Origin of the sequence: Cellulomonas humilata, from assembly GCF_030814415.1 — a bacterium.
Lineage (GTDB): Bacteria > Actinomycetota > Actinomycetes > Actinomycetales > Cellulomonadaceae > Cellulomonas > Cellulomonas humilata_A.
Genome location: NZ_JAUSVB010000001.1, coordinates 712689 through 737402, shown reverse-complemented (window position 1 = coordinate 737402; position 24714 = coordinate 712689). Strand labels below are relative to the sequence as shown.

Genomic DNA, 24714 nt, shown 5'->3' with positions numbered 1-24714 from the left:
GATGGGGAGCGGCGACGAGGAGGACGCATGGCAGGCAGCAGGGACGACGCCCCGCGGGTGCACGCGGAGACGGCCGAGGAGTGGCGCGACTGGCTCCTGGCCAACCACGCGACCGAGTCCGGCGCGTGGCTGGTGTCGTGGAAGTCGACGACCGGCCGGCCGTCGGTGGGCTACGTGCGGTCCGTCGAGGAGGCTCTCTGCGTCGGCTGGATCGACTCGTCGGGCCGGAAGCTGGACGACGAGCGCTCGATGCTGTGGTTCACCCGACGCAAGTCGGGCAGCGGCTGGGCGCGGACCAACAAGGAGCGGGTCGTGCGGCTCGAGGCCGAGGGCCGGATCACGCCGGCCGGCCGCGCGATGATCGACGCGGCCAAGGCCGACGGCTCCTGGACCCTGCTGGACGACGTCGAGAACCTCGTCGTCCCCGACGACCTGGCGGCGGCGTTCGAGCGTCACCCGGGGTCGCGGCAGAACTTCGACGCGTTCCCGCCGTCGGCCCGTCGCGCCATCCTCGACTGGATCGTGCACGCCAAGCGCGACGCGACGCGAGCCGCGCGGCTGGAGGAGTCGGCGCGGCTCGCGGCGCAGAACGTGCGCGCCAACCAATGGGTACCCAAGGCGTAGGAGCAGGTCAGGGGCCGCTTTGGTGGTGGGCCACCCGCACGGGTACCCTGTGCTGGTCCTGGAGACGTCGCATAGCCCGGTCTAGTGCGCGACCCTGCTAAGGTCGTGAAGGCGTAAGCCTTCCGTGGGTTCAAATCCCACCGTCTCCGCTCTCAGAACAGCCCGCACCCCTCAGGGTTCGGGCTGTTGCTGTACCCGCTCCCGCCGGCCCAGGACGACGTCACCGACGATGACCGCCAGCAGCACCCCGTTGGACACCCAGTTCAGGGCCAGCGGCGTGAGGGCGTCCCGCACGAGGAACACGGCCAGCACCGCGACGACGCCGACCAGGTGCGCGACCGACCACCGGCCCCCGGTCGCCCGTCGGAAGAACGCGTTCCCCAGCAGGTAGACGGCCGCCGCGCCGCAGATGAGCCCCGCGGTCCACGTGTCGGTGTGGCCGAGGGGGTGCAGCAGGACCACCTCGTCGGCCACCGCCGTCAGCACGATGCCGACGATCAGCAGGAACGGGACGTACGTGTAGGCGGTCTGCGCGACCATCCCCGGGTTGGGCTGCGACGAGAAGTACGCGGTGGCGGACTGCTCGGACCGGTCGAAGAACAGCAGCCACATGAGCACCGTGCTGGCGAACGCGGCAAGGAACGCCAGCACGGTCACCCCGTCGACCTCGAGCTCCGCGAACGCGGTGCCGGTCACGATGATCGACTCGCCCAGGCTGATGATGAGGAAGAGAGACACCCGCTCGGCCATGTGCGACCCGCGCACCGACCAGGTGTGCGGGTTCGTCGGCCCCATCCCCGGCACCCAGAACAGCGCGCGCGGCCCGGCCACGTCGAGCAGCGCCGCGGCGACCCAGAGCACCAGCCGCGTCTGCTCGTCGGCGAGCGCACCGCCGATCCACAGAGCCCCGGACGCGCTCAGCCAGATCGTGATCCGCACGAAGTTCTGGGCGTTCTCCGGCCAGTGCCGGCCCATCGCCCAGACCGTGAAGAGCGTGCGCCCGACCTGGATCACCACGAACGGGACCGCGAACAGCAACGCCTTGCCCTCGAACGCCTCCGGGATCGCGCTCGACATCAGCAGGCCCAGCCCCATGAGGACCAGCAGCATCGTGCGGACCGGCACCTTGTCCGGGTCGAGCCAGTTGGTCACCCACGTGGTGTCGATCCACAGCCACCACACCGCCCAGCCCAGGATCAGGGTGTGCACCAGCGTGGTCAGGTCGGGGTGCGCGATGAGGCTGTGCGAGAGCTGCGTGACCGCGAACACGAACACCAGGTCGAAGAACAGCTCGACGTACCCGACCCGGCTGCTGTCGTGGCCGTCGCCGTGCCGCAGCACGTCCGCCCGCATGCCCCAGCGCCCACCGCCCGTGCCGATCCGGTTCGTGGTCGTCGACATGGGCGCGATCCTGCCACGAGCGTGTGACGGCTCACGTGCCCACGGTTTGGGCGACCGGGCTCCTGGCCTGTATCGTCGTCTCCGGCCCTGCGGGGCCATGCGCCCGTAGCTCAATGGATAGAGCATCTGACTACGGATCAGAAGGTTGGGGGTTCGAGTCCCTTCGGGCGCACATCAGGAGGCGCGGTGCTCACGAGCACCGCGCCTTCGTCATTCCCGGCAGTCGCCCCGGCGGGCCCATGGCGGCGCGGCGCGCGAGCCCGTTATGTTCCAGAAACGTCCTCCGTTGCTGCTGGGGGCGCCCGGCACGGTGGGGACGACGAGCGCGCGGCGCAGGCCGGCTCGAGGAACGAGGGCCACATGACCGACGTCGCGACGAGCACCGAGGCGGCCCCGGACGTCCCTGACCGGCGGCCGACCGTCGGCCAGCCTGCGCGGCTGGACGACCGGTGGCCGGACCGGTTCGCGGCGGTCATGTTCCTCGCGAGCGCCCTGGTGCTGGTCTCGGCCGCGATCCCGTCGCTCCGGCACTACTTCGCGCAGGACGACGACGTCGTCTCGATGCTGACGATCCCGATCATCCCCAACATCGTCTACGCGGCCCTGCTGGCCTGCATCGCGGTCGCCCTGCACCGCCGGCTCCGTGCGGCGTGGTGGGTGCTGGTCATCTGGTGGCTGCTGCTGCCGCAGGTGGGCCGGATCGTGGACCTCGCCGACGGTGGGTCGCCGCTCAACCTGGTGGGACTGGTGCTGGTCACCGCGGGGTTGGTGATCGCCGTCCGCGCTCGGCCGCAGTTCAGCGCCCGGACGGTGCGGGGGAGCTTCTGGCGCGCGCTGGTGTTCTTCCTCGCCGGCGGGGCGGTGCTGCTGGTCGTCGGGACGTGGCTCGTGAGCCGGTTCGGCGACGCCCCGGACAGCGGCTCCGCGGCGTTCTTCGTGTGGGACAACATGGTCGGCGACCTGGGTGAGGCCGACAACGCGAGCGACGCGACGGCACCGCTCTGGGTCCGCATCGTCATCAACCTCATCGGCGCGGCCACCGTCATCGGCGCCACGATCCTGCTGTTCCGATCGCCGACGTACACGCGGACGCTCGACGCGGCCGACGAGGCGCGGGTCCGCACGCTGCTGCGGGAGTTCGGGTCGGAGGACTCGCTGGGCTACTTCGCCACCCGTCGGGACAAGGCGGTCGTGTGGGAGACGGGGGACGCGGCGACCGCGCGGGCCGGGGTGTCGTACCGGGTGGTCGGGTCCGTGAGCCTGGCCAGCGGCAACCCCGTCGGGGACCCGCTGCACTGGCCGGCCGCGATCGAGGAGTGGCGCCGGCAGGCCCGGCTGAACGGCTGGTCGCTCGCGGTCATGGGCGCGGGGACCGCGGGAGCGCTGGCCTACACCGACGCGGGGCTGACGGCGTGGGAGATCGGCGACGAGGCGATCCTCGACATGCGGACGTTCTCGCTCACCGGTCCCGGCATGAAGGCGGTGCGGCAGTCGGTGACGCGCCTCCAGCGCAAGGGGTACACGACGCGGGTGTCCAAGCACGGGTCGCTCGACGCGGCGCAGTTCGCGGCGCTCGACGCGGCGGCGGCGCAGTGGCGGGGCGACGGCGGCGACGAGCGGGGCTTCTCGATGGCGCTCGGGCGGCTGGGCGACCAGCTGGACGCCGACTGCGTGCTGGTCGAGGCGCACGACGGCGACGGGCAGCTGCGCGCGTTCCTCAGCTTCGTCCCGTGGGGCCGCACGGGCGTCTCGCTCGACCTCATGCGCCGGGACCCCACCGCGGACAACGGGCTGGTCGAGCTCATGGTCGCGTCGCTGGCGGAGCGGGCGACCGCGTTCGGTGCCGGTCGGGTGTCCTTGAACTTCGCGATGTTCCGCGAGGCGTTCGAGCGCGGCGCTGAGGTCGGCGCCGGCCCCATCGCACGCCTGTGGCGGCAGTCGCTGGTGCTGGCCAGCCGGAACTGGCAGCTGGAGTCGCTCTACCGCTCGAACGCCAAGTACCAGCCGGAGTGGCAGCCGCGGTTCATCTGCTTCGAGTACACCTCCGACCTGCCGCGCGTCGGCACCGCGGCGGGCAGCGCCGAGGGGTTCCTCACGCGTCCGTCGCTGAAGCTGCTGAACCGTCGCGGACGCACGACCGACGCGCTGGACCGCTCGGGGGGCGAGTACGACGAGTACACAGCGGCGGTCGAGGCGCAGATCCCGGCGGCGCGGGATGCGGTCGAGGAGGCGATGTCCGCGCACCGGCTGCCCGAGCAGCAGCGGGTCCGTCGTGAGAAGGCGGACCGGCTGCGCGCCCGCGGCATCGACCCGTACCCGGTCACCTACCCGCGGACCCACACCCTCGCGGCCGTCCGCGCGGAGGCCGGCGACCTCCCGCCGGACACGGCGACCGGACGGCAGGTCTCCGTGGTGGGGCGGCTCATCCGTCAGCGGGACGGCGGCAAGCTCGGGTTCGGGACGCTGCGGGACGGCAGCGGCGACCTCCAGGTGATGGTGGGCGCTGACGTCGTGAGCGACGCCGACCTCGAGCTGTGGCGCCACGACGTCGACCTCGGCGACCACCTCGGCGTCACGGGCGAGGTGGTGACGACGAAGCGCGGTGAGCTCTCCGTGCGGGCGAAGTCGCTGCAGATCACGAGCAAGTCGCTGCGTCCGCTGCCCGACAAGCACAAGGGCCTCACCGACCCCGAGGCCCGCGTCCGCGCCCGCTACGTCGACCTGATCGTCCGGCCGGCCGCGCGGGACATCGCCTACACGCGCGCGACGATCGTGCGCAGCGTCCGCGACTCCCTGCACGCCCGCGGGTTCACCGAGGTGGAGACGCCGATGCTCCAGCTCATCCACGGCGGCGCCAACGCCCGACCGTTCGAGACGCACATCAACGCCTACGACATGGACCTCTACCTGCGCATCGCCACGGAGCTGCACCTCAAGCGGCTGGTCGTCGGCGGCATGGAGAAGGTGTTCGAGATCGGGCGGCAGTTCCGCAACGAGGGCGTCGACTTCAAGCACAACCCGGAGTTCACGTCGCTCGAGATGTACGAGACCTACGGCGACTACGACACGATGCGGATCACCACCCAGGAGCTGATCCAGGAGGCTGCGACCGCCGTCTACGGCTCACCGGTCGCGCGACGTGCGGACGCGGACGGCAAGGTGACCGAGTACGACCTGTCGGGCTCGTGGCCGGTCAAGACCGTCTGCCAGGCCGTCTCCGAGAAGCTCGGTGAGGAGATCACGGCGGACACGCCCGTCGAGGTGCTCAACCGGCACGCCGACGCCATCGGGCTCGAGCTGGAGCCCGGCGCCAGCTGGGCGGTCGTGCTCGAGGAGATCTACGGCGAGCTCTGCGAGAGCACCACGACGACGCCGGTCTTCTACACGGACTTCCCCAAGGAGAACTCGCCGCTGACGCGGCAGCACCGCGTCGACCCGCGGCTGGCCGAGAAGTGGGACCTCGTCATCTTCGCGTCCGAGCAGGGCACCGCCTACTCGGAGCTGGTCGACCCGCTCGAGCAGCGCCGCCGCCTCGTCGCGCAGTCGCTGCTCGCCGCCGCGGGCAACCCGGAGGCGATGCAGGTGGACGAGGACTTCCTCACCGCCTTGGAGTACGCGATGCCGCCGACCGGTGGGATGGGCCTCGGTGTCGACCGGCTCGTCATGAACCTCACCGGCCTGGGCATCCGCGACACGATCCTGTTCCCGCTGGTCCGGCCCACCCGCGGGTGAGCGTCAGACGGCGGCGTTCTTCTTCTCCACGCGGTTGCGCAGGAGGATCAGCGGGAGGATCAGCGTCCCGAGCATCGTCACGATCCAGACCGTGAGCGAGCCGAAGACCCACGCGCTGGTGCCGCTGATGGTCAGGCCGTCACCGACGAGCGTCGCGACGAACAGCGCGGCGACCGTGGAGACGAGACCCACGGCACCCGTGAGCGCGTTCGCGTACTTGCGCGACATGACCAGGAACCACGGCGTCAGGATGCTCTGCAGGACGGCGAACACGATGACGGCGACGAGGAACCCGGAGGCCGTGATGGTGAACCCGTCGACGATGAGAGACGCGATCCAGAGGCCCAGGGCCGCCGAGGCCAGGAAGATGAACGCCCGGATGAGGAAGACGACCATGCGCGCACGCGCTCCTTCGTCGGTGGCGGTCGCAGGACTGCTCCCGGCCCTTGAGGCTCACAGTAGGGACTGGCCGCACGCGCCGCCAGGGTGTGACCAGTCCGTTTGTTACGAGTGATCGCATGACGGCGCTCAGGTCCGGGACGCCCGCTACCGTGGCGAGGGTGACGGACAACACGACCCCCATCGCCACCCCCGAGCACACCGTTGACGGCTTCGTCAGGGAGTTCCTCCGGGAGCTCAACTTCGGGCAGGGCACCGACCTGACGCGCGCCTCGGTGAACGACAAGTACCTCGCCATGGCGCGCACGGTGCGGCACTTCCTCATGGTCCGGTGGCTGGCCACGCTGCGCCGGCAGTACCAGATCCAGGCGAAGTCCGTCGCGTACCTGTCGGCGGAGTTCCTGCTGGGCCGGCAGCTGGACAACGCCCTGCTCGCCGCGGACCTGGACGAGGTCGTCGAGGAGGGTCTGGCGTCCCTCGGCATCGACCTGGCGGAGCTGCGCGAGGCGGAGGTCGAGCCCGGTCTCGGCAACGGTGGCCTCGGCCGGCTCGCGGCGTGCTTCATCGACTCGCTCGCCACGATGAACGTGCCCTGCATCGGCTACGGGATCCGCTACGAGTACGGGATCTTCCGCCAGACGTTCGTCGACGGCTGGCAGGTGGAGAAGCCCGACAACTGGCTGGCGCTCGGGTCGCCGTGGGAGTTCCCGCACCCGGAGTCGGCCGTCACCGTCGACTTCGGCGGGCACACCGAGCACTACGACGACGACGGCGTCACCCGGTCCCGCTGGGTGCCGGGCTGGAGCGTCCTCGGCGTCCCGTACAACTACATGGTCCCGGGCTTCGAGAACGGCCGCGTGAACACCCTGCGGCTGTGGAGCGCGCGCGCGACGCGTGCGTTCGACCTGGAGATCTTCAACGCCGGCGACTACGCGCAGGCCGTCCGCGCGCAGACGTTCGCGGAGAACATCTCCAAGGTCCTCTACCCGGAGGACTCCACGCCGCAGGGCAAGGAGCTGCGCCTCCAGCAGCAGTACTTCTTCGTCGCGTGCTCGCTGCGGGACTTCCTCGACCAGGTGCTGCCCTCGGACTTCGACCTGCACAACCTGCCCGAGCGCATCATCTTCCAGCTCAACGACACCCACCCCGTGATCGCGATCCCCGAGCTCATGCGGATCCTCGTCGACGAGCGCGGCTGGGAGTGGGACGAGGCCTGGGCCATCACCCAGAAGTGCTTCGCGTACACGTGCCACACGCTGCTGCCCGAGGCCCTCGAGGTCTGGTCGGTCGAGCTGCTCGGCAAGCTGCTGCCGCGCCACCTCGAGATCATCTATCGGATCAACGAGGACTTCATGGCCGAGCTGCGCGAGGCCTACCCCGACGACGAGCTCCGCGTGCGCCGCATGTCGATCATCGCCGAGTACCCCGAGCGCGCGGTCCGGATGGCCTACCTGGCGACCGTCGCCGGCTCGAAGGTCAACGGCGTGGCCGCCCTGCACTCGCAGCTGCTCAAGGACAAGGTCCTGCACGACTTCTCCGACCACTTCCCGGACAAGTTCACCAACGTCACCAACGGCGTCACCCCGCGACGGTTCGTGCGGCTGGCCAACCCGGGGCTGTCGGAGCTGATCACCTCAGCGATCGGCGACGGCTGGGTCACCGACCTGGACCGGCTCAAGGAGCTGGAGCCGCTGGCCGACGACGCCGGCTTCCGGGAGGCGTTCCGCCAGGTCAAGCGCGCGAACAAGCTCCGGCTGGTCGACGTGCTGGCGGAGCGTGACGGCATCACCGTCGACCCCGACACGATGCTCGACGTCATGGTCAAGCGGCTGCACGAGTACAAGCGGCAGACCCTCAAGCTCCTGCACGTCGTCACGCTGTACGACCAGGTCACGTCGGGCGCCGTGAAGATCGAGGACGTCACGCCGCGGACGTTCGCGTTCGGTGCGAAGGCGGCACCGGGCTATCGGATGGCCAAGCAGACGATCGGGCTGATCAACGCAGTCGGCCGGACCATCAACACCGACCCCGCGCTGCAGGGCCGGCTGACGGTGGCGTTCCCCGCCAACTACAACGTCACGCTCGCGGAGAAGCTGATCCCCGCGGCGGACCTGTCGGAGCAGATCTCGCTGGCCGGCAAGGAGGCGTCCGGCACCGGCAACATGAAGTTCGCGCTCAACGGTGCCCTGACCATCGGCACCGACGACGGCGCGAACGTCGAGATCCGGGAGCTCGTCGGCGACGACAACTTCTTCCTGTTCGGTCTGCTGGAGCCCGAGGTCGCCGAGATCGTGGACCACGGGTACCACCCGACCTCCTACTACGAGGAGAACCGCTCGCTGCGGCACGCACTCGACCTGATCGCGTCGGGGGCGTTCTCCGGCGGCGACCGGGCGACGTTCGAGCCCATCGTGTCCAACCTGCTGTCCGAGGACCGGTTCCTGGTGCTGGCCGACTACCAGGCGTACATCGACGCCCAGGAGCGGGTCGACGAGGCCTACGCCGACACCGAGGGCTGGACCCGGTCGGCGGTCCTCAACGTCGCCCGCTCCGGCTTCTTCTCCTCCGACCGCAGCATGCGCGACTACATCGACCGCATCTGGGGCACGCACCCCGTGTTGCCGGAGCGCTGACCTGGAGTGCAGCGGAGGGTGGGGGCGCGCCAGCGCACCCGCCCGGAGCGGAACGGAAGGTCAGCGCGACCACAAGAACAGGCGCTGAGGTGAGGTGCGGCGGAAAGGTGGGGGCGCGCCAGCGCTCCGCCCGTAGCGGAGCGGAAGGTCAGCGCGACCACAAGAACAGGCGCTGAGGTGAGGCGCACGGGAAGGGTGCACCGACCCGCCCCCGTGGCGGGGCCTACCCTTGACCCGTGACACCCGCGAAGAAGTCTCAGGAGATGAAGGCGTCGACCGCCGCCGCCAAGCTCGACGTATACCTGCCGGCGACTCCGGAGGACTTCCAGAACCGGATGATCACGCGCGACGAGCTCACGGAGCTGCAGCGCAACCCCCCGCAGTGGCTCGTGGACCTGCGCCGCGAGGGGCCGCACCCGCGCAGCGTCATCGCCGGCCGGCTGCGCATCTCGATCAGCGGCCTCGCCCGCGGCGGGATCACGGACCCGCTGACCACCGAGCAGATCGAGGCGCTGCAGGCCGAGCCGCCGAACTGGCTGGTCCGCGAGCGCGAGATCGCTGCGCAGGTCAGGCTGGAGGAGCGTCTGCAGGAGTCCCGCGAGGCGGACCGCAAGGCCGAGGCCGACCGCAAGGCGGCGTCCGGCAAGGGCTGATCACAGCCCCCCGTGGGGCGGTTCGAAGTCGGGGACCAGCACCGGTGTCTCGCGGTTGAGCGACTCCCCGCGGAAGAACGGGCGCAGCGACATCTTGGCGGCGCACGCCACCATCAGCGGCACGCCGAGCGCCAGCATGCCGACGCCGATGACGAACACGCCGCCGATGCCGCCGAAGCTCGTGTACCCGTACTCGGGGTCGAGCATGTCGCGGGCGGAGATGCCGAACGCCCACAGCATCCCGAGGAAGCCGAGCACGGGGAACAGGCCGCGCAGGAAGAAGTTGCGGGCGCTGCGGAAGATGGACCGCCAGAAGTACACGACGCATGCCAACGCGGTCACGGCGTAGTAGAACGCCACGGCGAGGCCCAGCGACGCGATCGAGTCGAACAGGGCGTCCTCGCTGAGCAGCTTGAGCACGACGTAGAAGACGCCGGCGGTGACGCCCATGACGATCGTCGAGAACGAGGGCGTCTTGAACACGGGGTGCACGCGCGCGAACTGCCCGGGCACGGCCTTGTAGATGGCCATCGCGAGCGTGCCGCGGGCGGTCGGCAGGATGGTGGTCTGGGTCGACGCCGTGGCGGACACCGCGATGACCAGCAGCAGGATGAACGCCATCACGGGGCCGAGCATGGGGCCGCCCAGGACGGTGACGACGTCGTCGATGTTGGCCTCGTTGTTCAGGCCGATCCCCGTGGTGCCGAACCCCGCGTACGCCTGGACGGCCACGGCGACCAGGCAGTAGGTGACCAGGAGGATGACGGTGGCCAGCACCGCGGCGCGTCCGGGGGTGCGCGCGAGGTCCTTCGTCTCCTCGTTGACGGCCAGGCACGCGTCCCAGCCCCAGTAGATGAACAGGCACAGGATGACGGCGGCGGCGATGGCCGACGAGGTCAGTCCCGCCGGGCTGAACCACGACCACTCCGGCAGCACGGCCTGCGGGCCGGCGGTCCCCGCGTAGACCTTCCAGAGCGCCAGGATGCTCAGCCCGCCGAGCACGATGAACTGGAACACGACGAGGACGTTCTGCAGCCGCTCGCTGACGATGATCCCGCGGTAGCTCACCCACGTCATCGCGACGATGAACCCGACCCCGAGGATCAGCACGGCGATCCGGCTCTCGGCGACCTCGTCCAGACCGAACGCGCGCAGGAAGTAGACGGCGGCGACCTCCGCGACGTTGGCCAGCACGATGATCCCCGACACGGCGACCCCCCAGCCGCCCAGCCAGCCGACCCACGGCCCGAGCGCCTTCGATCCCCACGTGAACGTGGTCCCGCAGTCGGGCATGACCGAGTTGAGCTCGCGGTACGCGATGGCGGTCAGCAGCATCGGGACGAACGCGATGAGGAACATGGCGGGCGACTTCTCCCCGACCGCCAGCACCACGTAGCCGAGGGTGGCGGCCAGCGAGTACGCCGGGGCTGTCGACGCGAGGCCGATGACGGTGTTGCCCCAGAGGCCGAGACTGCCGGAGCTCAGCCCTTTGGCCGGCGCGGGAGGCTCATCGGTCACGGCACTGCTCATCGGACCTCCCGGCTCGCGTCGTCGCGGTGCCCCGAAACCGGACAGTACTCCCGCCGACTCCGACGCGGGCGACGACCCAGCCATGAGTGGCGCGACGGGACCTCGTGGTGGCACTCCGGGCTTGGTCGCGCGACGGGTCCGCGAAGGAGGGTGGGTCAGCGGCCCGGGCGGGGCTTGCGGGGGTTGGGCTTCTTCGACGACGAGCGGGCCGACGACGACCGCCCGGTCCCACCCTTGCTCGACGCGCTCTTCCCGGACGAGCCCTTGCCGGACGCGCTCGTGCCCGAGGTCCCCTTGGCCGACCCGCCCTTGCCCGACGCGGCCGGCGTGCGACCGCGGCCGGTCGGCTCGGGGGGCGGTGGGGCGCCGCGGCCGCGGGAGCTCGTGGCGGTGCGGCCGCGGACGATGCCGATGATCTCCTCGGTCAGGTCGTCGTAACGGTCGGTGATCCAGGCGAGGCCGACGGCGGACCCGGGGGCGTCACGCACGATGCGCGAGGTCAGCCCGCGGCGCTGGTGCAGGCGGCCGAGCGACTGCGGCAGGACGATCACGGCGACGCCGGCGGCGACGAGGTCGATCGCGTCGGCGGTGGTCGGGACGGGGTCGCCGCCGAACGGGGTGCCGGGCGGGTCGGTCCAGTGCAGCTGGTCGTCGAGGGGCACGACGAGCGTCTCGTCGTCGAGGTCGGCGGCGTCGATCTCCTCCACGACGCTGACCAGGTGGTCCTTGGGCACGACGACGACCGTGGCCTCGGTGTACAGGGAGATCGTCGAGAGGTCGTCGCCGACCACCGGCAGCCGAACGAGGGCGACGTTCGCGCCACCGGAGCGCAGGACCTCCACGGCCTGGTCGGGGGTCGTGTGCACCAGCTCGACCGGCACGTCCGGAAGTCGCTGCTGCCACACCCGCAGCCAGCGGTCGGGGTTGACGCCGGGGACGAGGGCGAGCCGGAAGGTGGTCATCGGAACCGCCGGAACACGACGTCGTGGACCTCGTGGCCCAGGTCGAGCCCGCGCTGCTCGAACTTGGTGACCGGCCGGTGCTCGGGGCGCGGGGTGAAGCCGTCGGCGGTGTTCTCCAGGAACGGGTCGCCCGTGAGCGCCTCGAGCATGGCGTCCGCGTAGTCCACCCAGTCCGTCGCGCAGTGCAGGGTGCCGCCGACGCGCAGCCGCGACCGCAGCAGCGCCACGTGGGTCTCCTGCACGAGCCGGCGCTTGTGGTGGCGGGCCTTGGGCCAGGGGTCGGGGAAGAACACGTGCACCGCGTCGAGCGACTCCTCGGGCAGTGCGGTGCGGACCAGGTCGAGCGCGTCGCCGTGGGCGACCCGGACGTTCGTGGTGCCGGCGCGGTCGAGCAGTCCCAGCAGGTTGGCGACGCCCGGCAGGTGGGCCTCGACGGCCAGGTAGTCGCGCGACGGGTCCGCCGCGGCCATCGTCGCGGTCGTCTCACCCATCCCCGAGCCGATCTCGAGGACGACCGGCGCCGACCGCCCGAAGAGCCTCACCGTGTCCAGCGAGCCGTCCGCGGTGAGCGGAATCGGCGAGTCCGCGTCGTGCACCGAGAAGCCGAGCCGCGGCCACAGGAACCGCAGCGCGTCCTCGCGCTCGCGGCCCAGCGGAGCGCGGCGCGGATGGAACGTGCGCAGCGGCTCGTGGGGGCGCGCGGCAACGTGCCGGAACGCGTCGGACGGGAGGCTCACGATCCGCCAGCCTAGGCGTCGCCGGACCGGTCAGGACCCGCCTGACGGTGCGATGAGGGCGAACACCTCGCCGAACGGCCCCGACACGATCGTCATGCGCCCGAACGCGCTGTCCGTCGGCGGGCTGACGACCGTGCCGCCCAGCTCGGCGACGCGCGCGGCTGAGGCGTCCGCGTCGGTGACGGCGAAGTAGATCGTCCAGGCGGCCGGTGCGTCCGACCCCGCCTGGGCGCCGTAGCCACCGACGCCCGCCGCGGGGTGGCCGTCCAGGGACAGCGACGCGTAGGTGAAGCCGGGGGCGCTGAGGTCCTCGACGCCGTACCCGAACACCTGCCGGTAGAACGCGACGGCCGTCGGCTGGTCGTGCACCATCGCCTCGCACCACACCATCGAGCCGGGCTCGTCGACGACGTCCCAGCCGGTGTGCGAGGCGGACTCCCACACGCCGAACACGGCCCCGGCGGGATCGGTGACGATCGCCATGCTGCCGAAGTCCATGATCGGCATCGCCGGCACGACCTCCGTGCCGCCGGCCTCGGCGACGGCCGCGACGGTCGCCGCGAGGTCGTCGGTGGCGAGGTAGACGCACCAGGCCGGCGGCGGGGCGGGGTCGTCGCTCATGGGCTCCCCGAGCCCCACGACGCGTCGGTCGCCGACGTAGGCCTGCGTGTAGTAGCCGACCTCCGGGCCGCCCACCTCGAACTCCCAGCCGAGCAGCGGCCCGTAGAACGCGCGGGCGACCGCGAGGTCGGGGACGGTGATGTCGGCCCATGCAGGAGTGCCGGGGGGCCAGGCCTCGCGTCGAGTGGTCATAGCCACCACCCAACACCCGGACCAGGACGGATGCATCCGAATGGCAGCGGAACAGGAGACATCACCCTGCCCGTGTGCTACTCACGTGACATGGCGGACGCACCCGACGACCACGCGGAGTCCGCGGTCGACATCACGGGACGGTCCTCGGCGCAGGCCTCGGGCTCGGGCTCGGGCTCGGGCTCGGAGAGTGTCCTCACCGTCGTCGTCGCGTTCGGCGCCAACCTGCTCATCGCGGTGGCCAAGAGCGCGGCGGCCGTCATCACGGCGTCGGCGTCGATGCTCGCGGAGGCCGCGCACTCGTGGGCGGACACCGGCAACGAGATCTTCCTGATCATCGCCCAGCGCCGCGCCGCCAAGCCCCCGGACAAGGAGCACCCGCTCGGCTTCGGCCGCGAGGTCTACGTGTGGTCGCTGTTCGCGGCCATCGGGCTGTTCGCGGTGGGTGCGGGGGTGTCGATCACGCACGGCATCTCGGAGCTGGCGAACCCGGAGCCGGCCGGCGACTTCATCGTCGCCTACGTGGTGCTCGCGGTGTCGTTCGTGCTGGAGGGGATCTCGTTCCTGCAGGCGTCCCGGCAGGCGAAGCGAGCCGCGGCGACGCAGGAGCGGGACCTGCTGGACCACGTCCTGGAGACGTCCGACCCGACTGTGCGCGCGGTGTTCTTCGAGGACGCGGCCGCCCTCGTCGGCATCCTCATCGCGACGGCCGGCATCGGGCTGCACCAGGCGACCGGCTCCCCGGTGCCGGACGCGATCGGGTCGATCCTCGTCGGCGTGCTGCTGGCGGTCGTCGCGATCGTGCTCATCGACCGCAACCGGCGGTTCCTCGTCGGCCAGGTGGTGGACCCGCGCCTGAACGACGCGGCCGTCCGCGCGCTGCTCGCGCTGCCGGAGGTCGAGCGGGTCACGGAGATGCGGCTCGAGTTCGTGGGTGCCCGGCAGGTCTACCTGACGGGCGCGGTGGACCTGACCGGGAACCTGCCCGAGGACGCCGCGTCGCACGCGCTGGCGTCGCTGGAGCGTCGGCTGGCGAAGACGCCCGCGGTCGTCGGTGCGACGCTCTCGCTGTCCGAGCCGCAGGACCCCGCCCTGTGACCGGCGGCTGGGGGAAGCCGACGGGCAAGGAGGTCTCGTCGGGCCTGGTCACGGGCCTGTTCTCCATCCCCGAGGGCATGGCGTACGCGAACATCGGCGGGTTCAACCCGGTGGTCGGGCTGTACGCCGGCGTGGTGTCGACGATCGCCACGCTCACGCTGCTGGTCGGCCTCGTCATGCTGGCGCTCGGGATGCTGCGGCTCGGGTCGGTCATGCAGTTCGTGTCGAAAGCCGTGATGACCGGGTTCACCACCGGGATCGCGCCCGACCTGCCGGGCCGCGAGAACATCCTGACCGCCGACGACGAGATCTTCTCCTCCACCCGCGACGCCATCGAACAGGGCCAGGCCTGGGTCGACGACCACCGTGATGCCCGCACCGCCGACGAAGGAGCACCCACATGACGCAGGAGCCCTCGCCGGTCGTGACGGAGGAACCGTTCCGGGTGCCCGTGCTGAACCTGCTCCGGCTCGCGGTCCCCGCGGTCATCGTCGGGATCGTGAGCGCCCTGACGCTGCTCGGGCTCAGCCGGCTGGCCGGCCTGCTGGAGCACTGGATCTGGGACGACCTGAGCGCGGCGGTCGGGCTGACGTCGGACTCCGCGCTGTGGATCATCGGCGTGCTGACGGCGACGGGTCTGCTCATCGGGCTCGTCGTCCGGTACGTGCCGGGGCACGCGGGCCCGGACCCGGCGACCCTCGAGCTCGTCGCGGAACCGCTGCCCCTGCGGGTGCTGCCCGGGCTGGCGCTGGCCCTCGTCCTGATGCTCGCGGGCGGCGTGAGCCTGGGTCCCGAGAACCCGATCATCGGCATCAACGTCGGCCTCGCGGTCGGGATCGGGATGCGGTTCCTGCCGAAGGTGAAGGCGCCGATCTGGCTGATGATGGCCGTCGCGGGGACGATCGGCGCGATGTTCGGCACGCCCGTCGCGGCGGCCCTGCTGTTCTCCGAGCTGGACCCGGGCGACCGTCGCGTCCCGCTGTGGGACCGGCTGTTCCCGCCGCTCGTCGCCGCCACCGCGGGCTCCCTCACGATGATGCAGCTGGAGGACCTCGACCTCGCCGTCGACGTCCCCGCCTACACGTACGGCGGCCTGGGCGACCTCGGCCTCGCGATCGCCATCGCGGTCGGCTCGGCGCTGCTCGGCCTGGTCGCGGTGTACCTGTTCGTGCCGCTGCACCGGCTCTTCCGGCGGATCGGCCACCCGGTGCTCATGCTCACCACCGGTGGCCTGATCCTGGGTCTGCTCGGCGCGCTCGGCGGCGAGGTGACCCTGTTCAAGGGCCTCACGCAGATGCAGGAGCTGCCCGGGCTGGCCGCGACCACGACTGCGCTCGGCTTCCTCGCGATGGCCGGCATCAAGCTGCTGGCGATGCTCGTCGCGGCCACCTCCGGGTTCCGGGGCGGCCGCATCTTCCCGGCCCTCTTCGTCGGCGTCGCGCTCGGGTTCGCCATCCACCAGGCCTTCGACGCGGTGCCGCTCGCGCTCGCCGTCAGCGCCGCGGTCGTCGGCATCGTCGTCGCCGCCACGCGCAACGGCTGGCTCAGCATCTTCATGGCGATCGCCGTGGTGCCGCAGGTGACGTTGCTGATCCCGGTCGTGCTGGCGACGCTCGCGGCGTGGCTCATCGTGACGAACCGGCCCGCGCTGGTGGCGCCCGCGGACCCTGCACCGGATCCGGCTCCCGCTACTCCGTGAGGACGCGCGGCGCGGTGGCGTCGTCGTTGCGACGTCCGCGCACCAGCCGCCCGAGCGCGCCCTCGTCCTCGGCGCACGCACGGCCGATGACGGTAGCCAGCACGAGCGCGAAGCTGAACGCGAAGAGCCAGCCGATGTAGGCGAACACCAGACCGAGCACCCCGTACTGCCGTGCACCAGCTTCCAGGACGATCGGCAGGTACACGATGCCGACGATGCTCAGGACGCACATGAAGAACGCCGTGACGGCACCCGTGAACGCGAGCGCACGCACGGGGACCTCGGCGCGCAGGAGCGCCCACGGCACGTACGTCCACACGACCGTCCAGACGATCATGCGCAGGACGAAGTCCCACAGCGCCGGCAGTGGCACTCCCTCGGTGGCCTCTCGGGTCAGGCCCAGCAGCCCCACCGCCAGGATCACCGCGAGCACCGTCGCCAGCCACCGCCACGCGGCGTGCAGGCCTGGCCGCTTGACCTGCCACACCTTGGCGTACATGCGCTCCAGGGCCCGCGAGTAGCTCGTCGCGGTGATCAGGGCGACGACGAGGCCGAGCAGGCTGACGCTGCTGCCCACCGTCGCATCCGTCGACACGTTGTCGACGACCGTGTCCCTGGTGGCGTCCGAGAGGCCCATGCTGTCGGCGAGGAACGCACCGAAGCCGGGCTGGGTGGGCCGGAACGCCGCCATCACGATCATCACGGGCACCACCGAGACGAACGCCTGCGCCGCGAGCGTCATCGCGCGGTCGAAGGGCTCGATGGCGACGAAGCCGTCGACCGTGCGCTGCACCAGCCGGCCCGGCGGGGTGCGGCGGTAGCGCGCCGCGATCCGCAGGGCCCGGACGCGCGCTCGCTCGACGGTGGTGGTCACGGCAGCCGGGCGTCCAGGAACGCGAGGACCTCCGCGACGTACGTGTCGCGGGCCGGGGCGGGGGACAGCGCCAGGTCGTGGGCGCCGCCGGGGATCTCGACGAACGTGACGTCGGGGCCGAGGTTCGGGGCCAGCCGCTTCATGTCCGCCACCTCGAGCACCGAGTCGGTGGTCACCAGCGCGTCGTGCCAGACGTCGTCCGGGCCGGACGCGTCGGACGCCAGCAGCAGCACGGGGACGTCGACGGCCAGGCCGCGGGCGACGCGCGCATGGCCCCGGCGCACGGCCCGAGCGAACCCGGCGCGTGCCGGGAAGCCGTCCAGCGGCTTCCACGCCAGGTCGTACGACCACTCGCCGCCGGTGCCTTCGTGCAGGGCGCGACCGTAGAACGGGCCGATCTTGCCGACGACGAGGCGCGGCGCGATCCTGCCGACGCCCCGCAGCACAGCGGTGAACACCGTGCGCTCGAACCACGAGCCGCGCAGGTCCAGCCACGGGCTGTTCAGCACGAGCGCGTCGATGAGGCCCTCGCCACGGCGCGCGTCGGCCCAGAGGGAGGTGACCATCCCGCCCATGGAGTGGCCCAGCAGGACGACCTCGTCGTGCTCGGCGCGGATGATCCGGATCGCCGCGTCGATCTCCTCCGCGTACGTGCCCAGGTCGGTGATGTAGTTCGGCGGGCGGCCGTCGCGGATGGACCGGCCGTAGTCGCGCAGGTCGAGCGCGTAGACGTCGTACCCGTGGGCGCCGAGGGCGTCGGCGAACTGCGTGTGGAAGAAGTAGTCGACGAAACCGTGCACGTAGAGGAGGGCGCGCCGGCTGTCCGTGCCCTCACGATGGACCAGAGTGGCAACCGGGTCAGGCGTCCCACCGTCGGGGCGCAGGGGGAGGGTGCGGGCGGTCCAGCCGGGTCCGAGCACGTCGGCGTCGTCGGTCATGGCGTGATCGTCGCACGGTGGCGACTCCCCGGCTGGTCCCTAGAGTTGAGCGGAATAGACTCAACTTCGGACGGCGTTGCGACAAGCAGTCGATCACTCAGGAGGTCATGTGGACGCCAAGTTCACCACCCGGTCCCAGGAGGCTCTCGGCGACGCCATCCAGCAGGCGTCCGCCGCCGGGAACCCGCAGCTCGAGCCCGCCCACCTGCTCAACGCCCTGCTCCAGCAGGAGGGCGGCGTCGCCAACGGGCTGCTCGATGCCGTCGGCGCCGACCGCACCGCGCTCGGCCGGGCCGTCCGGGGCATGCTCGTCAGCCTGCCCACCAGCAGCGGCTCCACCGTCGCGCAGCCGTCCGCGTCGCGCGCTACCTCGACCGCGCTCGAGGCCGCGTCGTCCGAGGCACGCTCGCTCGGCGACGACTACATCTCGACCGAGCACCTGCTGCTCGGCCTCGCGACCGGCCAGTCCGGCGTCGCCGACGCGCTGCGCGCCCAGGGTGCGTCCCGCGACTCGCTCGCCGCGGCGCTGCCCGCCGTGCGCGGCTCCGCGCGCGTCACCACCCCGAACCCCGAGGGCACCTACAAGGCGCTCGAGAAGTACGGCGTCGACCTGACGCAGCGCGCCCGCGACGGCAAGCTCGACCCAGTCATCGGCCGCGACTCCGAGATCCGCCGCGTCGTGCAGGTGCTGTCCCGGCGCACCAAGAACAACCCCGTCCTCATCGGCGAGCCCGGCGTCGGCAAGACCGCCGTCGTCGAGGGCCTCGCCCAGCGCATCGTCGCCGGCGACGTCCCCGAGTCGCTGCGCGGCAAGAAGCTCGTCGCGCTCGACCTGGCCGCGATGGTGGCCGGCGCCAAGTACCGCGGCGAGTTCGAGGAGCGGCTCAAGGCCGTGCTCCAGGAGATCACCGGGTCCAACGGTGAGGTCGTCACGTTCATCGACGAGCTGCACACCGTCGTCGGCGCTGGTGCGGGCGGCGAGGGCGCCATGGACGCGGGCAACATGCTCAAGCCCATGCTGGCCCGCGGCGAGCTGCGCCTGGTCGGTGCGACGACGCTCGACGAGTACCGCGAGCGCGTCGAGAAGGACCCGGCCCTGGAGCGCCGGTTCCAGCAGGTGTTCGTCGGCGAGCCGTCGGTCGAGGACACCGTGGCCATCCTGCGCGGGCTCAAGGAGCGGTACGAGGCGCACCACAAGGTGACCATCGCCGACTCCGCGCTCGTCGCCGCCGCGACCCTGTCCGACCGGTACATCACCGGCCGCCAGCTGCCCGACAAGGCCATCGACCTGGTCGACGAGGCCGCGTCGCGCCTGCGCATGGAGCTGGATTCGTCGCCCATCGAGATCGACGAGCTGCAGCGCGCCGTGACCCGGCTCGAGATGGAGGAGGTCGTGCTCTCCGAGTCCGACGACCCCGCCTCGACCGACCGCCTCGCGCGGCTCCGCAAGGACCTCGCCGACCGCCGGGAGGACCTCGCGTCCCTGACCGCGCGGTGGGAGAAGGAGAAGGCAGGGCACAACCTCGTCGGCGACCTCAAGGCCCGGCTCGACACCCTGCGGTCCGACGCCGAGCGCCTGCTGCGCGAGGGCGACCTCGCCGGCGCCGCACGCATCCAGTACGGCGAGCTGCCCGCGCTCCAGGAACAGATCTCTGCTGCGGAGGCCGACGAGGAGGCCATCGACGCCGCCCCCGACGCCCCGCCGATGATCGCCGAGAAGGTCGGTCCCGACGAGGTCGCCGAGGTGGTCGCGCAGTGGACCGGCATCCCCGCCGGCCGGCTGCTGGAGGGCGAGACCGCCAAGCTCCTGCGCATGGAAGAGGTCCTCGGCGAGCGGCTCATCGGGCAGCGGCCCGCGGTCGCGTCCGTCTCCGACGCCGTCCGCCGCTCCCGCGCGGGCGTGTCCGACCCCGACCGGCCCACGGGCTCGTTCCTGTTCCTCGGGCCCACCGGCGTCGGCAAGACCGAGCTGGCCAAGGCGCTCGCGGACTTCCTCTTCGACGACGAGCGCGCGATGGTCCGCATCGACATGTCCGAGTACGCCGAGAAGCACTCGGTCGCCCGGCTCGTCGGCGCGCCCCCCGGGTACGTCGGGTACGAGGAGGGCGGTCAGCTGACCGAGGCCGTGCGCCGTCGGCCGTACTCGGTGGTCCTCTTCGACGAGGTCGAGAAGGCGCACCCCGAGGTGTTCGACGTGCTGCTGCAGGTGCTCGACGACGGTCGCCTGACCGACGGGCAGGGCCGCACGGTCGACTTCCGGAACGTGATCCTGGTGCTCACGTCGAACCTGGGCTCGCAGTACCTGGTCGACCCGATGCTGTCCGCCGAGGAGAAGCGCGAGGCCGTCATGTCCGCGGTGCGCTCGTCGTTCAAGCCGGAGTTCCTCAACCGGCTCGACGACGTGGTCCTGTTCGACCCGCTGTCGCTCGACGAGCTCGGGCACATCGTGGAGCTCCAGGTCGCCGCGCTGGCGAACCGGCTGAAGGACCGGCGGCTCACGCTCGAGGTCTCCCCGGCCGCCCGCGAGTGGCTGGCCCTCGAGGGGTACGACCCCGCGTACGGTGCGCGACCGCTCCGGCGGCTGGTGCAGCGCGAGATCGGCGACCGGCTGGCGCGGCTGATCCTCGCCGGTCAGGTCCACGACGGCGACACCGTGGTGGTGGACCGCGGCGAGGACGGTCTGGTGGTCAGCGGCTGACCGTCGCCCGGTCTCCACGGGGAGACCGGGCGACGCCGCCTCGATTCAGACCACCGGCAGGCCGTGCCCGAACCGGAAGAGCGGGTCGGCGGTGTCGAACGGGACGTCCTCGCGGGACGCCTCGACGGCGGCCATCGACCGGGGCAGGTCGAACGGCAGCCTCCCGCGGGCCGCGCCCCGGAGCGCGTCGAGCAGGGGGCCGTCGCCGGCGCCGAAGTTCACGACGACCGCGGCGGCCTGGTCCACCAGCGGCGTGAGGATCGCCGGGCGGTCGAGGTAGACGTCGAGGATCGTCGGGACCTGCGCGCTGATCGCGTTGATGCGGTCGATCTCGGCCTGCGGGAAGTCCAGCGACCCCGCGTGGAAGAACGCCTCGAACCCGGGGCCGCGCTGCTCGTAGGGAGCCTGGAGCCGCAGGATCGCGACGTCGGCGTCGGCGGGGTCGTCGACCGTGCCCTCGAACCCCTCGGCGTAGATCCGCAGGTCGGGAGCCAGGGGCAGGATCCCGTCGTTGGTCAGGACCGTCACGGCAGCCGCCTGCGCCGCGAGCCCCGCCGCGCGGAACTCGTCGTTGCCGACGACGGCCGAGGCCGCCTCGACGTCCACGTAGCGCCGCTCGTCGAAGAGCCCGAGCAGGAACTTCTCCGTGAGGAGGCGGCGCACGGAGGCGTCGATCCGGGCTTCCTCGATGCGCCCGCTCTCCACGAGCGCGACGACGACCTCCGGGCACGACTCCCCACCCAGCTGGTCGGCGCCGGCGTCGAGGATCAGCGCGACGCGGTCCTCGACCGAGAAGTGCTCGACGCCCCACGCGCGCGCCGGGAACGGCTGCCCGAACACCTCGGCGTCGGACACGAGGCCCCAGTCGGTGCAGATGATGCCGTCGAAGCCGAGGTCGTCCCTCAGGAGGTCGAGCACGGGCTTGTTGAACCCGAACCCGACCTCGGGGATCCCCGGCAGCCCGACCGGCATGCCGTAGTACGGCATCATCTGGCGCGTCCCGGCCGCCAGGAGCGCCTTGAACGGCTCCAGGTGCTCGGCGAACCGCCCGCCCGGGTAGACCTGCTCGCGGCCGTACGCGAAGTGCGGGTCCTCGCCGTCCTTCTGCGGCCCGCCGCCGGGGAAGTGCTTGGTCATCGTCGAGACGCTGTCCACGCCGAAGTCGGGACCCTGGAACCCGCGCACGTACGCGGCACCCATCTGCCCGGTCAACGAGGCGTCCTCGCCGAAGGTGCCGTTGGCACGCGCCCAGCGCGGTTCGGTGGCCAGGTCGACCTGCGGGTGCAGCGCGGTGCGCAGGCCGACGGCCAGGTACTCCTGCCGGGCGACGTCGGCGTGCTGCTCCATGAGCGCCTCGTCGCGCGTCGCCGCCAGGCCGAGGGTCTCCGGCCACTGCGAGAACGGGCCCGAGAGCAGCGCGGTGCCGGGGTTGTCGGTGAAGGCGTGCCGGGGATCGGTCGCGATCGTCGCGGGGATGCCGAGGCGGGTCTCCTCGCACAGCGCCTGGAGCCGGTTGTGCCACTCGGCGATCTGGCGCGCGCTGCCGGGCACCCCGAGCAGGTTCCAGTGGGACATGTGCTTGCCGTGCACGTACTCCTTCGCCGACGGCAGACCGAAGACCGGGTCGCTGTCCGCGAGCGTGCCGCCCTCGCCGATCGTGATCATGTGCTGGAAGAGCTGGCCGGCCTTCTCCTGGAGAGTCATCCGGCCGAGCAGGTCCTCGACGCGCTCGTCGACGGGCCGGGTGGGGTCCTGGTAAACGGTCATCAGCGCACACCCTTGATCCGGTAGACGAGCACGGCACCGGCCAGCGCGACGACCGCGCCGAACAGGTACCACGTGGGGTACTGGCCCATCGGCAGGTTCGCACCGACGGCCAGGATGGCCGGGGCCATCGCGGGGGCGAGCGACTGCGGCAGGGCGTTGGCGATGTTGAGGACGCCGAGGTCCTTGGCGGTGTCGTCCTTGCTGGGGAGCACCTGGGTGGCCAGGGCGATGTCGACGGAGAAGAACGCGCCGGCGCCGAGGCCGATGATGGCCTGGCCGACGACGACCAGGGCGATCGACGGCGCGAACGCGAGCACCACGAGGCCGACGGCCATGATCGCGCCGGCGGCGGCGACGAACGGGCGACGCTTGCCGAAGCGGTCGGACAGGATGCCGCCGACCGGGCTGGAGATGACCATGCCGACGACCGACGCGAACGTCGCCGTGAGGATGACGCCGGTGGCCTCCTGCTCGGACAGGTCGAACTTGCCCACCAGGTAGTACGGCAGGAACGTCGCGATGCCCGCGTAGCCGAACATCACCATGAACTTGGTCAGCCAGGTCCAGCCGAAGTCGGGGTGCTTGCGCGGGTCGAAGACGAACGACCCGAAGAACTGCCCGACGGTGAACCGCTGTGCGGGCGCCTGCTCCAGCCTGCGGTCGCGCAGCACCGCGGCGAACAGCAGCGAGAAGATGAGGCCGAGGGCTGCTGGCACGACGAATCGCGCGCCGTCGGCGGAGATCTGGTTGACGATGACGCTGCCCAGCAGGATCGCGAGCGGCGTCGCCATGCCGACCAGGCCGGACACCTTGCCACGACGCTCGACCGGCACCTGGTCCGGGATGGTCGCGTTCGCGGCGGCGAGCACCGCGTTGAACGCGGCCTGCGCGACGCACCAGCCCACGAGCACCAGGGCGACGGACTGCGCGGTGCCGACGACGGCGAGGGCCGCTGCGCCGACGATCGCGCCGCCCATGATCCACGGGCGGCGCATGCCGAGCCGGCTGGTCGTGCGGTCGGACAGGCGGCCGGCGAGCGGGTTGCAGATGAGGGCGAACAGCGCGCCGACCCCCATGACCATCCCGAGCTGGGCCGGGGCGGCCTCGGCGCCGACCAGGTGGTCGATCTTGAACGCCATCGACACCATGACGGGCGTCAGCAGCGCCATGTAGACGCCGAGGTTGGCGAAGCCCAGGAACGGGAGGTAGCTGCGGGGTTCACGGCCGGCGGGCGGCGGTGTGGTCGCGGCCGGGACCGCCTGGGCTGCGCCGGTCAGCGGCGCCGTGGGCTGCGAGAGGGCCATGCGTCGACTCCTGTGTCGGACGGCGGGTCGGACCATCGTTGAATCCCGACCACGTGGTAAGTAGGGAAGTTACCACTTGGTCGGGATTCACGGAAGAGGCTAGTTACCATCTGGTCGGGATTGGCTCCAGCGTGCGATCCTGTCGCCATGACGACCGAGGTCACGACCGCTTCCAGCGCCCGCGCCGGCGGCTACGCCAAGGGCCGGGCGACCCGCGAGGAGATCCTCGACGCGGCCATGCAGCTGTTCGGCGAGGTCGGCTACCACACCGCCTCCCTGCGCGAGGTGGCCTCCCGCGTCGGCATCTCCCACCCCGGCCTGCTGCACCACTTCTCCAGCAAGGCCGTGCTGCTCGCGGCGGTCCTGGAGCGTCGCGACGAGATCGACGAGGTCGCCTTCGAGGCCGACGTGGCCGCGGGGCGCGACTACTTCGACGCGCTCGCGCGGCTCATCGACCGCAACGCCGCCCGGCCGGGCATCGTCGAGCTCTACGCGACGCTCTCGGCCGAGGCCACGTCCCCCGACCACCCCGCGCACGCGTACTTCCAGGACCGGTACCGCCGGGTCATCGCGATGTCCGTGACCGAGTTCGAGCGCTTTCACGACGAGGGCCGCCTCCGGCCCGGCATCGACCCGCTCACCGCCGCCCGCCTCACGGTCGCGGTGATGGACGGCATGCAGATCCAGTGGCTGCTCGCCGCCGACACCCCGGACACCCGCCCGGACATGGCTGCGGCGCTCCGCGCCCACTTCGCGGCCCTGCTGACGTCCTGAGACACGACGAGAGCGGCAGTCCGCGACGACCGCGGCAGTCTGAGCTGCCGCCCTCGTCGCGAGCTGCCGCTCTCGGCG

19 protein-coding genes and 2 tRNA genes are annotated in these 24714 nt (G+C 71.6%); 11 read left to right on the top strand and 10 right to left on the bottom strand.

The window, feature by feature from the left end; translation table 11 throughout:
- The first annotated feature begins 27 nt into the window (after window positions 1-27).
- Both J2X26_RS03295 and J2X26_RS03290 read left to right on the top strand, forming a co-directional pair.
- The gene (locus tag J2X26_RS03295) at window positions 28-624 is read left to right on the top strand and encodes a YdeI/OmpD-associated family protein (RefSeq protein ID WP_307489785.1); all 597 of its coding nucleotides are present in this window, start codon (window positions 28-30) and stop codon (window positions 622-624) included.
- A gap of 60 nt (window positions 625-684) precedes the next feature.
- Window positions 685-773, top strand: a tRNA-Ser gene (locus tag J2X26_RS03290).
- Between the two features lie 22 nt (window positions 774-795).
- On the opposite strand, the gene J2X26_RS03285 is transcribed toward J2X26_RS03290, so the two are convergent.
- Entirely contained in the window at window positions 796-2025 is a 1230-nt protein-coding gene (locus tag J2X26_RS03285; protein WP_307489783.1) for a low temperature requirement protein A, read from the bottom strand.
- A 99-nt stretch (window positions 2026-2124) separates the two neighbouring features.
- Here J2X26_RS03285 and J2X26_RS03280 point away from each other — a divergent pair.
- Both J2X26_RS03280 and lysX read left to right on the top strand, forming a co-directional pair.
- Window positions 2125-2197, top strand: a tRNA-Arg gene (locus J2X26_RS03280).
- A gap of 188 nt (window positions 2198-2385) precedes the next feature.
- Window positions 2386-5757, top strand: coding sequence for a bifunctional lysylphosphatidylglycerol synthetase/lysine--tRNA ligase LysX (gene lysX / locus J2X26_RS03275; protein WP_307489782.1), 3372 nt, complete (start codon window positions 2386-2388; stop codon window positions 5755-5757).
- A 3-nt stretch (window positions 5758-5760) separates the two neighbouring features.
- Here lysX and J2X26_RS03270 read toward each other — a convergent pair whose 3' ends face one another.
- Window positions 5761-6153 carry a phage holin family protein gene (locus J2X26_RS03270; RefSeq protein ID WP_307489781.1) on the bottom strand — a complete coding sequence of 131 codons (393 nt, stop codon included), beginning with the start codon at window positions 6151-6153 and terminating at the stop codon, window positions 5761-5763.
- Between the two features lie 122 nt (window positions 6154-6275).
- Between J2X26_RS03270 and J2X26_RS03265 the strand changes: the two genes are divergently transcribed.
- Window positions 6276-8789, top strand: a complete 2514-nt coding sequence (locus J2X26_RS03265) for a glycogen/starch/alpha-glucan phosphorylase (protein ID WP_439897812.1) — start codon at window positions 6276-6278, stop codon at window positions 8787-8789.
- A 236-nt stretch (window positions 8790-9025) separates the two neighbouring features.
- Window positions 9026-9442 carry a DUF5997 family protein gene (locus J2X26_RS03260; protein ID WP_307489777.1) on the top strand — a complete coding sequence of 139 codons (417 nt, stop codon included), beginning with the start codon at window positions 9026-9028 and terminating at the stop codon, window positions 9440-9442.
- Here the strand turns inward: J2X26_RS03260 and J2X26_RS03255 are convergent, their stop codons facing one another.
- The 4 genes from J2X26_RS03255 to J2X26_RS03240 all read right to left on the bottom strand — a co-directional run bounded on the left by J2X26_RS03255 (window position 9443) and on the right by J2X26_RS03240 (window position 13484).
- Complete coding sequence (locus J2X26_RS03255; RefSeq protein ID WP_439897811.1) at window positions 9443-10972, bottom strand: APC family permease; 1530 nt, start codon at window positions 10970-10972, stop codon at window positions 9443-9445. It abuts the gene before it with no gap.
- A 155-nt stretch (window positions 10973-11127) separates the two neighbouring features.
- Window positions 11128-11934 (bottom strand): LysR substrate-binding domain-containing protein, encoded by an 807-nt coding sequence (locus J2X26_RS03250; protein ID WP_307489775.1) that lies wholly within the window; start codon window positions 11932-11934, stop codon window positions 11128-11130.
- Window positions 11931-12671 carry a tRNA (guanosine(46)-N7)-methyltransferase TrmB gene (gene trmB / locus J2X26_RS03245; RefSeq protein ID WP_307489774.1) on the bottom strand — a complete coding sequence of 247 codons (741 nt, stop codon included), beginning with the start codon at window positions 12669-12671 and terminating at the stop codon, window positions 11931-11933. Before trmB ends, J2X26_RS03250 begins: the two co-directional genes overlap by 4 nt.
- 30 nt (window positions 12672-12701) lie before the next feature.
- Complete coding sequence (locus tag J2X26_RS03240; RefSeq protein ID WP_307489772.1) at window positions 12702-13484, bottom strand: VOC family protein; 783 nt, start codon at window positions 13482-13484, stop codon at window positions 12702-12704.
- Between the two features lie 90 nt (window positions 13485-13574).
- Between J2X26_RS03240 and J2X26_RS03235 the strand changes: the two genes are divergently transcribed.
- The 3 genes from J2X26_RS03235 to J2X26_RS03225 are packed head-to-tail and all read left to right on the top strand — an operon-like array spanning window position 13575 to window position 16281.
- Window positions 13575-14582, top strand: coding sequence for a cation diffusion facilitator family transporter (locus tag J2X26_RS03235; RefSeq protein ID WP_307489770.1), 1008 nt, complete (start codon window positions 13575-13577; stop codon window positions 14580-14582).
- Window positions 14579-14986 carry a SulP family inorganic anion transporter gene (locus J2X26_RS03230; RefSeq protein WP_307489768.1) on the top strand — a complete coding sequence of 136 codons (408 nt, stop codon included), beginning with the start codon at window positions 14579-14581 and terminating at the stop codon, window positions 14984-14986. The genes J2X26_RS03235 and J2X26_RS03230 overlap by 4 nt, the downstream gene beginning before the upstream one ends.
- Complete coding sequence (locus tag J2X26_RS03225) at window positions 14983-16281, top strand: ion channel protein (RefSeq protein ID WP_307489767.1); 1299 nt, start codon at window positions 14983-14985, stop codon at window positions 16279-16281. The genes J2X26_RS03230 and J2X26_RS03225 overlap by 4 nt, the downstream gene beginning before the upstream one ends.
- Here J2X26_RS03225 and J2X26_RS03220 read toward each other — a convergent pair.
- Both J2X26_RS03220 and J2X26_RS03215 read right to left on the bottom strand, forming a co-directional pair.
- The gene (locus J2X26_RS03220) at window positions 16271-17155 is read right to left on the bottom strand and encodes a YhjD/YihY/BrkB family envelope integrity protein (RefSeq protein WP_307489766.1); all 885 of its coding nucleotides are present in this window, start codon (window positions 17153-17155) and stop codon (window positions 16271-16273) included. The two genes, J2X26_RS03225 and J2X26_RS03220, sit on opposite strands and share 11 nt — an antisense overlap.
- A complete protein-coding gene (locus J2X26_RS03215; protein WP_307489765.1) occupies window positions 17152-18093 on the bottom strand; it encodes an alpha/beta hydrolase in 942 nt (313 codons plus the stop codon). Before J2X26_RS03215 ends, J2X26_RS03220 begins: the two co-directional genes overlap by 4 nt.
- 109 nt (window positions 18094-18202) lie before the next feature.
- Here J2X26_RS03215 and clpB point away from each other — a divergent pair, with 109 nt between their 5' ends.
- Window positions 18203-20791 carry an ATP-dependent chaperone ClpB gene (gene clpB, locus J2X26_RS03210; RefSeq protein ID WP_307489763.1) on the top strand — a complete coding sequence of 863 codons (2589 nt, stop codon included), beginning with the start codon at window positions 18203-18205 and terminating at the stop codon, window positions 20789-20791.
- Between the two features lie 45 nt (window positions 20792-20836).
- Here clpB and J2X26_RS03205 read toward each other — a convergent pair whose 3' ends face one another.
- Both J2X26_RS03205 and J2X26_RS03200 read right to left on the bottom strand, forming a co-directional pair.
- On the bottom strand, window positions 20837-22558 hold the full coding sequence (locus J2X26_RS03205) for a glycoside hydrolase family 3 protein (RefSeq protein WP_307489761.1): 1722 nt from the start codon (window positions 22556-22558) through the stop codon (window positions 20837-20839).
- Window positions 22558-23862 carry an MFS transporter gene (locus J2X26_RS03200; protein ID WP_307489760.1) on the bottom strand — a complete coding sequence of 435 codons (1305 nt, stop codon included), beginning with the start codon at window positions 23860-23862 and terminating at the stop codon, window positions 22558-22560. The genes J2X26_RS03205 and J2X26_RS03200 overlap by 1 nt, the downstream gene beginning before the upstream one ends.
- 147 nt (window positions 23863-24009) lie before the next feature.
- On the opposite strand from J2X26_RS03200, the gene J2X26_RS03195 reads away from it, so the two are divergent.
- Entirely contained in the window at window positions 24010-24636 is a 627-nt protein-coding gene (locus J2X26_RS03195; RefSeq protein ID WP_307489759.1) for a TetR/AcrR family transcriptional regulator, read from the top strand.
- The last annotated feature ends 78 nt before the right edge of the window (window positions 24637-24714 follow it).

Coding starts and splice junctions, on each gene's coding strand:
- J2X26_RS03295 (WP_307489785.1), top strand. CDS start 28: ATGGCAGGCAGCAGGGACGACGCCCCGCGGGTGCACGCGGAGACGGCC.
- J2X26_RS03285 (WP_307489783.1), bottom strand. CDS start 2,025: ATGTCGACGACCACGAACCGGATCGGCACGGGCGGTGGGCGCTGGGGC.
- lysX (WP_307489782.1), top strand. CDS start 2,386: ATGACCGACGTCGCGACGAGCACCGAGGCGGCCCCGGACGTCCCTGAC.
- J2X26_RS03270 (WP_307489781.1), bottom strand. CDS start 6,153: ATGGTCGTCTTCCTCATCCGGGCGTTCATCTTCCTGGCCTCGGCGGCC.
- J2X26_RS03265 (WP_439897812.1), top strand. CDS start 6,276: ATGACGGCGCTCAGGTCCGGGACGCCCGCTACCGTGGCGAGGGTGACG.
- J2X26_RS03255 (WP_439897811.1), bottom strand. CDS start 10,972: ATGAGCAGTGCCGTGACCGATGAGCCTCCCGCGCCGGCCAAAGGGCTG.
- J2X26_RS03250 (WP_307489775.1), bottom strand. CDS start 11,934: ATGACCACCTTCCGGCTCGCCCTCGTCCCCGGCGTCAACCCCGACCGC.
- J2X26_RS03240 (WP_307489772.1), bottom strand. CDS start 13,484: ATGACCACTCGACGCGAGGCCTGGCCCCCCGGCACTCCTGCATGGGCC.
- J2X26_RS03235 (WP_307489770.1), top strand. CDS start 13,575: ATGGCGGACGCACCCGACGACCACGCGGAGTCCGCGGTCGACATCACG.
- J2X26_RS03225 (WP_307489767.1), top strand. CDS start 14,983: ATGACGCAGGAGCCCTCGCCGGTCGTGACGGAGGAACCGTTCCGGGTG.
- J2X26_RS03215 (WP_307489765.1), bottom strand. CDS start 18,093: ATGACCGACGACGCCGACGTGCTCGGACCCGGCTGGACCGCCCGCACC.
- J2X26_RS03205 (WP_307489761.1), bottom strand. CDS start 22,558: ATGACCGTTTACCAGGACCCCACCCGGCCCGTCGACGAGCGCGTCGAG.
- J2X26_RS03200 (WP_307489760.1), bottom strand. CDS start 23,862: ATGGCCCTCTCGCAGCCCACGGCGCCGCTGACCGGCGCAGCCCAGGCG.
- J2X26_RS03195 (WP_307489759.1), top strand. CDS start 24,010: ATGACGACCGAGGTCACGACCGCTTCCAGCGCCCGCGCCGGCGGCTAC.